This is a genomic window from Enterovibrio gelatinilyticus, from assembly GCF_028683095.1.
GTDB classification, from domain to species: Bacteria; Pseudomonadota; Gammaproteobacteria; order Enterobacterales; family Vibrionaceae; genus Enterovibrio; species Enterovibrio gelatinilyticus.
In genome coordinates, this window is record NZ_JAJUBC010000009.1 from 1 (window position 1) to 15,422 (window position 15,422).

Genomic DNA, 15,422 nt, shown 5'->3' on the forward strand with positions numbered 1-15,422 from the left:
GAATCCTCCCACGCTACCGCCATTGCTCGAACGCCTTGGCGTTGAACCACTCCTTTGGTTGAAAACCACATCGAACATCGAGGCCGGTAACATTGTCGGTGCTGAAACCTCGATTAAGGCAGCCTTGCCTTTTCTTAAGCGTAGAAGAGCATCAGGCGCCTGCCCTCTAGACAACTAAACTATTGATTTTTAACCAACTGCTTGTGTCATTTAAACGTCTTCACTCATTTTAGTTATGCTTTGCATCTTTCTACAAAGTAGGTAAAACACCCAACATCAATTTAGAGTCAGTAACAAAAACGACAAACCCTTTCCCTTTTTCATCTTTGACCTGCAACACATTTACTTCTTTAACGGAATCCTTTACCGCCAAAGTTTGCTCAATAGTGGCTCTAAACGCATCTAAGTAAGTTACATCCCTATTTTTCATTACATCTCTTTGAATGTTGAACCTACTAGAATAAACAGATTCAAACTTATCTATGGGTAATGTCGCTAAACTTTTTAGTTCACTATCCTCTTGGTTCAACAAGGTAATGAGCCCTAGCGCATACTCTCGGTTAACCAACAAGGCATCTGAAATTTCATCAATCAATGCTCTTTTATCTACTGTCATTTTAATACTCATCAGTATGCGCTGGGAGAACCAGACCCCAGAGGTTCTTCCACTCTCGCTCCGGTAACTACTCCGGGAACAAGTACTTCTAGCTCAGCAAAATTATCTGGTGATGGCACCGTTTCGCCTGGAGCAAACTCTCTTGATAAGACTACACCTCCAGAGCCATCTTTACTCGCATGATAGTCTGCAACGGCTCGTGACATCGTCCAACTGGTAAAAATACTATCGTTATCACCCGCATTGTGACGATCTGGATCATCATGTCCACCTTCAAGTCCAGAAGGAATCGCCATGCCATTTACCGCATTTGGGTAATCAGGGTGGCCGGCTGACACGCCTCGATAAAGCGTCATTCCATTCGTCGATTCCGTGGTTGTCGCCGTTGCGGTTGCACGATCTTGAGTCGTTGACTGCTCAGTACTATCACTCCTCATCCAGATTGCAACGCCAGCAATGGAACCAGCTACCGCATATGCAGCCCATTTAGGCCAAGCGACATCACTTGGGTCCGGCACGGCAGTATCCGTAGCGATCCATGCCAGTGTCGCTTCAGCGATAGCCTCTCCATTCGGGTCGATGAATACAGTTGGACGATTATGCGTATAGGTGTAGAGCGCTAAATTTTGCGGTGTATACACACCTCCCATTCCTGGTAGTCGTTCTGGGTCAACACCCAAATATGCACCCAATATCGGATCCGGGCTCTGCCATACACTTGTCCGCGGGTCATAGTAACGCGCTCCGAAGTAGTACAGCCCTGTCGCTTCATCCAGTTCCTTACCTGAGAAGTAGTAAGGCGTTAGCTGGGTATTGCTCTTCTCGTGAACCCAGGTTTCACCGAATGGGAAGTACTCAAGGTGCTCGTATACTTCACCGTCAATGTCCGTGATGTAGCTAGAGCTGCCAAGGTGATCGCCATGGTAGTAGAACTGTTTGGCTTCAAAGTTGATGGAGCCATTACCGCCACCACCGGAGCCGCCACCTGAACCACCGCCGCCATTTCCGTTACCGCCTGGGTCAAGGCCCGCGTCTACCATCGCTTGATAAAGCGCAGCTTCTGCAGCTTCGAGATTGCTTTGGGAGACTTTCAGCGCATTGTGTGCCGCTTTCTTATCCCGGCCTTTCGCTGCCTTGAACGCTTCAAGCGATTGGTCATACGCCGCTTGCGCCGCTTCTACCGCCGCCTGCGCATCCAACACTTCCTGTGGCAGTGCTTCCGTTGTGGTGTCGGTTGTTGTGCCATCCGTTGTCGTATCTGTGCCGCTCTCCGTCGTGCCAGTCTCTGTCGAGGTATTGGATGTACTGTCTGTACCCGTTACCAAGGTGGAACTTTCGTTTTCCATCACGCGGGTGTGAATGCGCTGACTACCGGCGTAGTAGTGCTTGGTGGCCACTTTGCCTGCACGTACCACCAGATACGCATTGATGTAGCGCGTTTCACCCTGGCTGGTGGATTTGATCACACGCTCGCCGCCAGCATCATAGATATAGGTGCTGGTGTGTCCATTATCGGTCACGGTGCGGATACGGTTTTCTTCATCCCAGACGATGTCGCGGCGTGTGCCGTTGTCATCGTTTGTCCAGCCTGTCTGGTTACCGTTGGCGTCATAGCTGAAGGTGCGGTTACCAATATTGCTGGCGGCATGAGGCTGTGCAGAGCCCGCGTAGTCGTATTGCCAGTCGTAGCTGGTACCTTGCAGTGCATTCCAGCCCGTACCATCCAACGGCAAGCGTTCATGCAGTTGGTTCTTCGCGGTGATGTTATGGATGCTGTCATAGCTCATCGAGAGGCTGTAACGCTCCTGATGACCCTGACGGGATGTCCAGTCACCACTTGCACTGATCAGCTGATGCAGGTTGTCGTAGGCAAAGCTCTGGCTGGTTTCCCCGCCAAACAGGTTGCTGTCCAACGGCACGCTGGCTGCGTTGCTGACACCAAGAATGTTACTCATGGCGTCATACTGGTAGCTGTTGTCCTGGAAGGTGCGGTTGCTATTGGTCGCGGTCAGCGCATCCAGTCGGCGACGTTCCGCTTCATAGCTGTAGGTCATGACCGTGTCATTGCCGAACTGCATGTAGACACGTTGACCAAACTTGTCATATGTCAGCGCTTTGAGCGGCGCATAGGTGTATTCACCTTTGGTGCTGCTCATGGCTTTCATGCTGCCGCCACTGTCGTATTCGTGTACCAGTAACTCTCCATCTGGATACGTCAGTTCACGCAGGCGGTTCCAGCTGTCGTAGCGGTAGCTGGTCTGATACGTCTTGGGTGCACTGCCCGTCAGCGTGGTGACGGTACGCTTGGTGTTGATGATTTCACCCAGTGCACCGTACTTATAGTACTCGGTGCCCGAAGCATCACTCACACGGGACAAACGACCCGCGGTGTTATCGGCAGCACCCGGTTCACCGTAGTAGTAATTGACGTTGTTAACTGCATTGATTGGGTAAGTGATGCCTGCTAGACGCTCAAAGTCGTAGGCGTAGTTAATCGCCATGCTCTGTGCGCTTAGATTGGCCGTGATCTTCTGCACCACGTTACTGGCGTTGTCGTACACGCTTTCGGTCAGGCCCATATCTGGGCTGTCGATGTGAGTACGGCGGCCTGCCAGGTCGTAAATCACGCGGGTGACATTATTCAGATCATCCGTCACGCTCAGCAGTTCATTCACCGCGCTGTATTGGTAGCTGGTGAGAATGTTGGCGTGTCCACCAATCGGGTTGTGCTGCGCAACAGTCGTGATACGTCCACGCACATCTTTGTAGGTTTCAGACTCGTTGCCGTTGGCATCAATGCTTTGGTGCTCAAACTGCATCGCGCCGCTGCGGTCACTGCCAAAACCGTAGGCATTGGTCAGGGTGTTGCCATCCGGCAACGTTATCACCAACACACGGTTCAACACGTCGTAAGACTTACGGGTTGGGTTGACCGTGTCGTATTGACTGTTGAAGGTGCCCGGTGTGCCAACGGCTTCTTCAACGGGATACCACTGTGCAATATCGCGGCCAAAGGCATCGAAATGCACACGGCCAGACGCCACCATCATCGGCGTACCTTGTCCGGTCTGGCCGTTGTCGATCTCTATGTCTTTCTTGGTCTGGATAACACGCATCAGACCATCTACAAAGGTGACGGTATCGATGGTGTCAGACTTGCCTTCGTCGAAGTGCGCAGTGGTCGCATACGGCACCGTGGCATCAGGGAAGTAGGCGAAATCGATGGTTGTCACACCGTTTTCAATCTCATACGGGGCAGCAACCGTCTCGATACGGCCTTTGGCATCAAGAGTGAAATGGATCTTCTGTGCGTTGGTGTCGGTGTTGCTCAGTACCGTACCAAAGCGATAGTCATAGGTGCTGGATGAGGCATAACCGAAGCTGTCAGTCACGCTTGCCACATAGGTTTGCACCGCATCATCCATCACATAGCTCAGGACATAGCGCTCACCTTTGTAGTTTTCAGGGCGAGTGATGGTTTCAAGGTTACCGTAGATGTCGTAAGTGATATCGGTCTTCAGCGCGGTGGTTGCATCGGCGTAAACCCGCACCTGCTCCACACTGCCTTGCGCATTGATATCTGCTTCACGTTGACGAAGCTCATTGCCCGCTGCATCACGCAGCGCAATCGATCTCGGCGCAGACACAATCCAGTCGCTGACGATCTCGTGGTAAACCACGGTGGCTGTCCAATCGTCAGATGTCCCGACATCACCGTGATCGGTTTGCACCACCACGTTGCCGTAATCATCGTATTGGTAGTCGATGCGGGTTTGCTTCTCTGCGGTGTCTGTCCCTTCATAGAAGAAGGTTTCTGTCGTCACCAGTTGCGGGAAGGCAGAAGTAAAGTCGTTTTCTTTGCCTGCCACATCCAGAATCACACCACTGAACACGTCTTCGGTCTGGTAGCTGTTCACGGTTTCTGTGTAGGTGTTACCGCTACCTTCTTTCATCACGCTGTAGCGTGCCAGCCCTTTTTCGTAGTAGTTGTCGTTGATGTAATCCGTCGACACATAACGGTAGAGCGCATCACCGTTGGTGGTATCCAGCTCCAGCGTGGTGACATTGGCGAAGCCATAGAAATCACGTTCACGACGGTCGTGATAACCGTTCGAATACACGAAACGCTGTTTCATGGTGTCCGCACCGTCGCCAGCAAAGCCATCATTGGTGATTACATTGCTCAACACCCAGCGGTTTTGCGGCATATCGAAGGTATTACCTTCGCGGTGGTAATCAACAGTGAAACTTGCACCCAGCGGACGCTGAACCGATTTCAGCATGTTGGTGCGGCCAATCGTGCTCTTCTTCACACGAAGGTCGGTTTCAGCACCCGATTGCAGTACGTCAGGGTAGCCATCGCCGTTGACGTCGTTAATCGAATAATTTTCCTGCGATTCCCCATCCGATGAATACGCACCGGCATTCATACAAATCTTCATCACTAAGATTGGTGGCACTAAAGGAATACAGACAGTGAATGAACCATTGATAGAGGTAGATTCACTGCTACTGACCTGAAGCTCATTTGCGCCAGTCCAGTTCGTCCAACCAGCAAAACTGCCGCCTTTGTTGATACGAACCTGAATGTCTGAGCCGGTAAATTTGGCTTCATCCAGCAAACCATCGCCATTGACGTCATAGAGCGTATGCAGCTGATGAGTTTCACTGGAATTCTTGCTGATACCTACCTTGATACTGGAAGCACCAATATTGATACCTAAGCCACCACCTTCGGCTTCACTTTCCCCTTGTTTTATCTGAGCAAATCCCCAGTTTTCAGGTGCGGCAAATGCGTAACCGAGATTGATTTGCGCCGTACCGTTTTCGTACACACGGTCAGGCAAACCATCGGCATTGATGTCGCGCCAACTGACATTGGCATGGTCTTTGGTTTTACCACTGGTGCCAGAGATACCCGCGCCCGGCATAGAGGTATTGGCTTCAACAAATGCTTCTTTGAACGTTTTAGTTGTCTGGTTGTTAGCTGCACCACTGCTACCCATGCTGAAGTTGCCACCAAGCGTGACGCCTTGGTTTTCAGACTGCGAAGTACTTGGGTGACCTAATCCATTGTTTTTGGCACCCGATTCCAATGCACCCAACATGTCGGTGTACTGCACTTGTGATTGACCGATGATGTCCGGATAACGGTCACCGTTCATGTCGCTGAAATCAGTGAGAATGCGGATATCCTGATCGGTTTCACTGTAACTGCCACTCGCGCCAAAGCCGCCCACAGGCACACCACCACCAATGGAGTAACCGCTGTAGGAAAGCGTTGTCAGCTTGTTAATGGCGCGAATAGCCTGACTGCCATCAGTGCCGCTAGGAACCGCACCGGATGGGGCGTATTCATCCTCACCAAAACGGGAGCTCGACATCGTTGTTTCATCGAGCAGAGAAAGCTCGTCATAACCACGCCACGCATCAACCTGCGCGATCGGCAGCATCATGATGAAAATGCTATTGGTCGGATCGTAGGCGTTATCCGCCAGATTGTTCTGGTCAATATTGGTGAGATCTGGCGGCGAATTCAGCGCATCCGTCAGTGCATCATCCAGTTTCAGTTCAGACTCAATAATCGGCTGCTCGGCACGGGTGCCATTACCGTTATAAACAAACTGACCCCAGCCACGATATTCGGAGCCAAAAATGAAGGTGTAAGAGTAGGTGTAAACACCGGTATTCCACGCAGAAACCACACCTTGATTGTCAATTTCCACACCAGTATCCAGTGCCAGTAAATCCGCAATTGCTGGCGTGTCCGTGTGGTATTCGATGAACAGCACATCACCCATCAATACATCGAGTGAGATGTCCGTTGGCGCAGCACTCAAATTACCGTTTGTCACTTCAAACTTCTGTTTCGCCAGAAGCTCGTTTTCTTTTTTCACCGTAAAGGTGACAGTGCCGGATTCGGCGCCCAAAGGTGCAGTGATCATTGGCGTAATCAGCACTGTGCCGTCCACATCAGCCACCCAGCGCTGTGTTACACGGCTTGTTTCATTGAAGATGTTTAGCGACGCCACCGTTTTGAATGCGAGGACAGCTGAACCGTCCTGAATTTGATCGTTAGTGGTTGGATCATCGGCAGCAATGTAGGTCGCGACTGGCTCCCAATCAAAGCCCGCCCAATCCACATTGGTATCCGCGTCTATCTCAAAGCGGTAAGTATCACCCGCAGAAACATCTAACGTTAGGTTGATATTCTGTTGCGCCGCAGCAAGACCGTAGTTGGTTTCCCACACCGTCGCGTTTGTGGTGTTGGTACCATCAAAGGTCACTTTGGTGATTTTTGCAGTCACGTTATCGCTGGTAACAGGTTTGGTTAGCGTGCCGCTGATTTGAACGGTGCCATCAATGGGTACACCCAAGTCACCTCCCGCAAGCACATAGTCATCGGTTGCTGAAACACTGTATACAGGTAGGCCGTTGGCATCGGTTTCTGCCACTTTGTCGGTATAGGTAATGACAGGCGCCCACGAAACCTCATCGTAGTTACCGTCGAAAATCGACTGAACACGGAAGTAGAGGCGATCACCTTTATTGACACTCACTGCGTTCACACCGCTTGGTGTTTTTACGCTGTAGTCATCAGCATCGATGGTGGTTGCCCAAAGCTCAGAGGCCGCTTGTTGAATCGCGACACGAACACCGTCTGCTTGGGTATAAGTCTGACGATCAGCGCTGGTATCTTCCACCAGATTGACAGGGGCGTTGATACTGACAACACCGTCATAAGGCGCTTTCCACGTACGCACCGTATCGTGCAACGGGTTCTCAGCAATAAAGTTCGCCAGTTCATTCGGGTCGGTTTCAAACCAACCGTCAGTCACCAAAGTACCAGATTCATTGATCGGGTTTGGTGTGTTCGCGCTCGACAACACAAAGTGCGGTACCGTAGCATTGGTGCGTTGGTTATAAAGCACGCGACCATTCGCCACGATATCGGTCAGGCCATCGCCGTTAACATCACTGAAGTAGATGTCGTTGACGGTTGTGCCCCCGCCACTGGTAATCCCTAAATCGCCACTGAAGCTACATGCACCAAGAACAGCTTGGAAACCAGAATTCTTGTTCTTTCCTTTATCGTGATAGAAAGCATCAGCCGACCCTGTAAATGCTTGGAAAGAGGCAAAGCTCTCCCCTTCACTCGGGCCCGACAAATTCTTCTGATAACCAATCACGCCACCGCTGATCAATACCTTGTCTGCGAGGCCATCGCCATCAATGTCTGACATCGCAAGGATGCCGTCACTTTCCGACTTACTGAAACCACGCTGGAAGCCAATGGTCATCGACTTACAGGCCATGTTGCCGTCGAAAATACCAAAGCTGACACCAAAGTGGGCACCACTACTGTCAGACACAGTGCCACTCAAAGAACTTGCACCATTGCCTGCAAAAGAATCTGCCGCTGCGGTCGCAGCCAGGCGTTCAACCGTGGCTTCTGGAGAAAGATCCTGGCTGGCAAGTTGGGTGTCACTGCTTCGTGCAGACATGGCGGCGTTTGCCAGTTGCGCATTCAGCGCGTCGATATCGCCTGATGAGGTTTGGGTTGAACCGTCCGCTGAGGCAATCGGCAGAGACGAATCCACATCTGCCACCGGCGTAAAGCCAGAATTTGCCAACGTATTGTTGGTTGCAGGTTTCAGTGCGCCGAAGTCAATCGTATCGCCCGGCGAGGATTGCGAGCTGTCATAAAGGAAGTTACCCCACTGACGATAAAGCTGCTTGTTGGCATCATCACTATCGACATGCACACCTGCAGACGCATCCACGCCCAGTTCCACCACAGAAACGCTTGGCGTCCATGCGCTTAATACGGTTTGGTCAACATCCTGCGGGAGGTGGTATTCGAAATAGACGGGTTCGCCAGCGGTCACATCCAGCGCCACCGCATTAAAACTGTTGCCAGTGGAAAGATCCAAGGTTTCTTTTGCCAGCGTCTGGTTGTTGGCTTTTGCTGTAAAAGTCACGGTGCCAGAAGCTGGCAAACCTGCGGGCAAGTTAGGCTGGAGCGTCACACTGCCGCTTTCGCTCGCCACCACACTGCTTTCTACTGCGTAGCCATACAGCCCCATGTCAGGGTTTAGCGTGTAATCAAAGCGTGGCGTGCCATCGCTGAGGTAAAGCATGTCAGCGGTGATATCGCTGTCGTTAGCTGACACGTAATTGATGTTCAGCTCACCCGTCAACCCTGTCCAATCCACGTTGGTATCACTGCTGATCACCAAGCGCAGGTTATCGCTTGCGGTCACGGAAACGTTGCCGACAGCCATAGTGCTGGCAGTCAGGTTATCGCCCGCCGCATAGCTTTGCTGCCACACGACAGACTCGCTGCCGTTCGCGGCGGTTTTCACTACAGTTGCGGTGAGATTATCGGAAGTTGCTGGCTTAGTCAGCGTGCCACTGACCGCGACTGTGCCGCTAAATGGTGCGACTAACTGAGTGCTGTTTGAAGAAACAAAATCTGCAGACGATTGGTAAACATTGAGCCTCAATGCGTTGGCATCTAACTCGTCAGAAGCGCGATCGGTGTAGCGAATGTTTGGATCCCACACCACCTGATCGTTTGCGCCATCTTCCAGCGAGTTGACGCGGAACATCACCAGATCGCCTTCGTTAACCGCAATGGAATCTAGCGCTGTTGGGGATTTCGCGGTGTAGTCATTCGCCGCGATTTGCGTAGCCCAAAGCTCGCTGTTTTGATGCTGAACCGAGACGCGAACACCGTCGCTTCCGCTGTAGTCACCTGAGCCTGCGACTAAAGAAACTGGCGCATCAACCTTCACGGTACCTGTGAATGGCGCTTTCCAAACACGCACGCTATCGAGGTTGGCAAAGGCATCAGCCGCATTGCTGCTGTCGGTGAACACAAAGCCGTTTTGCGCATCACCAGAGCCAAGGAAAATCTTATCGAGGTAAACCAGATCGGCAATGCCATCGCCGTTAACGTCAGTCACTGACAGGCGCGCATTCTGGCCTGCAATCATCTCTGGCGATGCTTTACAGTCGCCGCTTGCGGTGTAGAACGCTTCCTGTGCTGATACCATCAACTGTGCTGCACCATAGCTGACAGAACCGTCAGAACTCACAGTCACTGCGCGGTAGCTGATGCCATCGGAATCCACGCTCAGTTTATCAACAAGGCCATCACCGTTGATGTCCGCCATTGCCAGCAGCGTGGGTGCCGTGTTCACGTAACACGCCTCTGTGCCATCTGCATTCAGCGTCGTTGGCGACGATGTTATTTCAGTTTCGCTTGTACCTAAGTCAGCTTGTTGCAAGCGGGTTGATTCGACGGTGCGGGTACTTAGGCCATCTGCCATGTCGTACGCATCACTCATGGTCCACGTCTGCGTATCCGTAAATGGCTGATAATTGCCATTGGCGTCACGCACATCGTCGTAGTAGCTCAGTGAGTGGGTATTGAACAACTGTCCGTTGGCATCAAATTGTTGAATAGAAGCCAGCAGGGTTTTGTGGAATGCACCCTCGGCGTAGTTAAACGCGTAGGAACGAACAGACTGCCCTTGGAAGCTGACATCAATTTTGCGTAGAAGGTCAGCGGTGACACGTTTAAAGCCAGTACGTGCGTCGATCATCACGTCCTGACGACGTACCTCAGAAAGATCGCTGTCGCGGGTAAAGTTGACAGAATAAGCCCCTGCCGCGCTGTTAAATCCGGTGTAGTTGATGGACTTGATATAGAGTTGCTGACCCTGAACATCGCCTTCGCCATTACCAATACCGGCATCGAACACTTTTTCGTAGTTGTAGGTAACGGTATTGCCATAGGTGTCGATGGTTTTCACCAGCGCCCAATCAGAAATATTGTCGTCGGCTGTTGCCAGTGTGGCGGCCGTTAGCATGCTGGTACCGTCGCCACCGAAGAAGTGACGAGTACCGTTCTTGTTGGTCACTTCCCACCAGTAATTGGTCGGGCTTGTTCCGTGACGGATAATGCGGTTGAAGCTTCCTTCCACGCGCGGGTAAAAGCGTTTCTCGCTAGTACGGGCAACGGGCGTTGCACGGTGTGAAACAGGGGCTAACTGCTGCCCAGCAAACAAATACGTTTCGGTTTCGGTTGCGCTATCGTAGCGCGGCACACCCCAACGGGTATCAAGAGAAACCGTGGGTAGGCTAAGGTTCCAGCCCATGCCCATCCAGCCGTTGCCTGCTGCTGAGCTATAGCTCACCTGCAGTTGTGGCGACATACCTTGACGGCCACCCGGCAGTTCTATCGGGTAACCGGTACGGGCGTCACCCATGGCATTGGCTTTGGGTGCCTGAATCAGATTGATCGACGCACCAGGGTTCGCCGCTTTCATATCTTTGAGTTGGGTGGTGCCAAACGCCTGAGTTTCCGGTGAATCCGGTGTTTGGATAACGGCGTTAATCATGTCGGTGAAATGATCGGTTTTCGAAACGATCACGCCATCTTTCGTGACCACATCCGCACGCGCAAGCTGAACCCAGCGATTGGTTTCTTCGTCATAGAAAAAGGTATGAACATCTTTTTCTGAGTACCCTTCAGGGATCTTGTTCTTGTCATACGCAAGAGAAAGGTCATTCTCTTGATTGAACTTAATGCCATGAGGCAGAAAGCGATACGCCGCCACATCGCCATGGGTGACATTCACCATGCCTTGGTCAAGCGCCGGAATATCCCGCTCTTCCAGTGTGAAGACTTCAATATCACGCTCCGCTGACAGCGAAGTTTTCAGTACATTGAGTGACGCATCTTCGAAGCCGACAATGGTGTCAGTTTCTGTGGTCGCAAGGTGTCGGGCGTAACCGCGCTCTGGCAAGGCATTATCACCTTGCAGCGCTTTCACGCCAGCCGCAGTGATCATCACACCCTTGGCGCTTGCACGTTCTTTTGGTGCAAAAGTCAGTGTTTGGCTGAGCGTTTTTCCGTTTTCCAATACGGCTTCGATGTGAATCGCGTCCCCTTCAACAGGCACTAGCGTTTCAAAGTTGCCATCAACGGTCTGCACCACGGTGTTGCCAATTTGGAAAGTGACAGCGTCATTGCCGTCGCCTTGCACAAACCCGCGCACATAGGCATGGTCTTGATAACGTAAATCTGTTTGCGGCTCAAACACCACCAAAGCCGGAGAAGTCAGTAAAGACGATGCATTGACGGCGGCATGATTCAACGCAAAAGAAAGTCGAAGATTTTCAACCTGATACTTCAAGTGAGAATCGGATGATGCAAACGGATTAAATCGAATAAGGTTATTACCCGCCACCAGCGCATCAAGATTAATTGGTTCACTAACAGACGTTGCCAACTCCCCATTTTCAGCCTGAATAATCAAGCCACCCTGCGAGAAACTGCTATTGATTGCGCGCACAACACTTGCTGCGCCAGACAAGCCTTTCACGTCATAATGCAACGTGGCAGACTTCAACTGCTCTGGGCGATAAGGCAGGCTGATATTGAATTGGTTGTCATGCTTGGCATCGCGATATTTACCCGGTGCCGCACCGAGTAAGGCCTTCTCACTTTCCGAAGAAACATGTGTCGCTTCTATCGCAACCTCAATAGGCGCAGTGAGTAAATAGCTAGGTAATGTTGTCGCATCATCCGCGTTGATTTTGATCTCAGACAGCGCTTTAGGATGGTCACTCAGGGGTATAAGTTGAATGCGCACCGCACCCGTGACAATGGGAGATTCTAGGGAAAGCGTATTCCATTGTTGTTGAGGTAATGACTGCAATGAAATCGACGTCCATGCATCCACTTCCGTCCAAAGGTTATTAACTTTTTGCTCCACCGAAATTAGGTAGTCTGCATTTCCATAAATCTGAAAATCAGAAACAGACTTTAGAGCATCGAAATATCGCTCAACCAACAATGATGCCTGTCGCGAAAAACCCTGATTAACATTGCCATCAAACAAACTGGCTTGCCCTGGATAAGCATCCTCAAACGCTCTCTGACTCTCCATCTTTTCTAATGATGAAATATCAAAATAACTTGGCATTACTTTATTAATATTTCCAGAACTAGAAAGAAGTGCAACATTATGAATAGCAAGCGCACTGCTTGAGAAAATCAACGAACTAATAACAATAGAAGCAACCACCGCAGAGAAACGGTTTGTAAAGCGGTCCATAGCCAACCTACCCTTTTAGAAGTATTGTTATTTATTTAATTTATTCAAAAAGTTATGCGCGACCAATTGACAAACTCAGTTTCAATGCTGTTAATGCGTGATAGCAAATAATTAATGCACTCACAATAAACCACTTAAATAATATGGTTTTACTTAACCACTATTTACCCGCCAGCATTACAAACATTCAAAACAAAGAAGCCAACCAATACTCATAACTTTTAAACTACAAATACACTCCCAGAAATATAGAGAAATAAAAAGCATTAGAACGAACCAAAATAACGCCAACTTTTCATTGGTCTTATAAAAGATTCACCACGTCTACCTTTCAATACACGCGAAAAATTAATATTGAACAAATATAAAGAAAACCAATAAAGAACAATGGCGATATAGCCATACACCTAAATCAACCCCATACTTCGACCTAACACTTCCTAATACTTTATATTTAAAAAATAGTGAAAAATGCATCTTACAAACCCAACTCACAATTAATAAATAATGAGAGACACCCACACAGTGGAGATAACTGCTCCAAATAAGAAACAGCGAAATTAAATGGTGGAGCCAATAACGTAGAAGAAGCAGCGCCACCGTCACACGAAGATGAAGATGACCAGGAATAGGAATAGGAAGATAAAGAGAAACACGATGAGTAGATCGTACCCACCTTAAGCATGAACACCACAGAGACGGGCGAAAACAATCGCATTCGGGTCAGTGCCCCCTCGTTCGCACTGAGGGCGTCAGACATTTTCAGCAGAAAGAAGATGAAATATATCGGCTTTTCTACTATCATCCTGCCGCCTGAGCGCAAGCGTTTGCTTCTTTCTTACAATCCTTGCTTGCAGGCGCCAATCCGATATTTTTTCTATGGAGGGACGCCTTAAATGACCACACTAACTATTACTCGCCCAGACGACTGGCACGTTCATCTTCGTGATGGTGAAGTCCTTACCCATACTGTTCAAGACATCAGCCGTTACAACGGTCGCGCACTTATCATGCCAAACACGGTTCCACCCGTGACCAACACTGAAATGGCCATTGCCTACCGTGAGCGCATCATGGCAGAGAAGCCATCTGCACAATTCGAACCGTTGATGGCGCTATACCTCACCGACAACACCACACCAGAAGAAATCAAAAAAGCCAAACAATCTGGTACCGTTGTTGCAGCTAAGCTCTACCCTGCTGGCGCAACCACCAACTCTGATTCGGGTGTAACGTCTGCACGTAATATCTATCCGGTACTTGAAGCCATGCAGGAAGTGGGCATGTTGCTACTGGTTCACGGTGAAGTCACTTCCCATGATGTTGATATCTTTGACCGTGAGAAAGAATTCCTAGATACCGTGTTAGCGCCAATCGTTAACGATTTTCCAGAGCTGAAAATTGTTCTTGAGCACATCACAACCGCTGACGCAGCTACCTTTGTGAAAAATGCCAACGAGAACGTAGCAGCCACCATTACTGCTCACCACCTCATGTACAACCGCAACCACATGCTGGTTGGTGGCATTAAGCCGCACTTCTACTGCCTGCCAATTTTGAAGCGCAACACGCATCAAAAAGCATTGGTTGAAGCAGCAACGAGCGGTAGCAAAAAGTTCTTCCTAGGCACTGATTCGGCACCGCATGCGAAAGGTGCAAAGGAATCGGCTTGTGGTTGTGCGGGTTCATACACGGCACACGCCGCGCTTGAGCTTTACGCAGAAGTGTTCGAGCAAGAAGGCAAACTGGAAAACCTCGAAGCGTTCGCAAGTTTCAATGGCCCAGATTTCTACGGCATGCCACGCAACAGCGATACCGTTACCCTCACCAAAGAAGAGTGGGCAGTACCAGCAACCATGCCATTTGGTTCTGATGTTGTTGTGCCAATTCGCGCCGGTGAAAACATCACCTGGACAGTAAAGTAAACGCGAATAGCGAATAGCGAATAGCGAATAGCGAATAGCGAATATAATAAAGGCCTAACCACCATGTGGTTAGGCCTTTTTGTTATCACCGAACGGCAAGCCTTATCAGCGCGGTCGAACGCGAAATTACAACACTCTTAGACTTTTCACGCGCAAGGTGCTTGTTTCGCCCGTTTCAAAGTTAAGTTTTGGCGAGAGGTAAATGTCTTTTACATTGCTGAGATTGAGTGCGATTTTCTTCGTGCTTTCAGGTGCCCAACTTGGTTGTGCAAAATCGCTGGTATCCAGTTTAACGGTTATCCACTCATCAGACGCAGGGATCACAGTTTGGTAGTGCGCGTAGGAACCATCACCGCTTGAACCGAAATCAGACTGGTTAAACTTAACTGAAACGTCTGCACCAGAACGGTAAGTGATCTCAACAAAAGACACGCCAGTTAGCGCAGTATCCGTCGCGCAAACCAACTCGACAAACGGCCAGTTTTTACCTTCCTGCTTTTTGTATAAGGTGAACTCAACATTGATTTCATCATTTTGAACCAATGGGCTGTTCGCTTTAAAGCTAGAACCAAAGTTATCTGTCGCTGCTTTCCAATTCGCCGTATGCAGTAAGTTAACGCCCTTAATCTCGTCAGCCGCTTGAGCGATAGGCATCGCTAAACTGCCGAAAATAAGCGCACCAAATAGAAAGAGTTTACGAGAAGTGAGTGTCATTTTGTCAGAAACCTTATGTGAAGAGTGGTTTCTTCA

General features: G+C 49.9%; 4 protein-coding genes. 1 reads left to right on the top strand and 3 read right to left on the bottom strand.

Going from position 1 to position 15,422, the window contains the following annotated elements:
• Positions 1 to 250 precede the first annotated feature (250 nt).
• Entirely contained in the window at positions 251 to 616 is a 366-nt protein-coding gene (locus tag LRP50_RS09330; RefSeq protein ID WP_274164195.1) for a hypothetical protein, read from the bottom strand.
• An 11-nt stretch (positions 617 to 627) separates the two neighbouring features.
• On the bottom strand, positions 628 to 12,747 hold the full coding sequence (locus tag LRP50_RS09335; RefSeq protein WP_274164196.1) for a SpvB/TcaC N-terminal domain-containing protein: 12,120 nt from the start codon (positions 12,745 to 12,747) through the stop codon (positions 628 to 630).
• Between the two features lie 896 nt (positions 12,748 to 13,643).
• Between LRP50_RS09335 and pyrC the strand changes: the two genes are divergently transcribed.
• A complete protein-coding gene (pyrC, locus tag LRP50_RS09340; RefSeq protein WP_274164197.1) occupies positions 13,644 to 14,672 on the top strand; it encodes a dihydroorotase in 1,029 nt (342 codons plus the stop codon).
• Between the two features lie 126 nt (positions 14,673 to 14,798).
• Here the strand turns inward: pyrC and LRP50_RS09345 are convergent, their stop codons facing one another.
• Positions 14,799 to 15,386 carry a hypothetical protein gene (locus LRP50_RS09345; protein ID WP_274164198.1) on the bottom strand — a complete coding sequence of 196 codons (588 nt, stop codon included), beginning with the start codon at positions 15,384 to 15,386 and terminating at the stop codon, positions 14,799 to 14,801.
• Between the last annotated feature and the right edge of the window lie 36 nt (positions 15,387 to 15,422).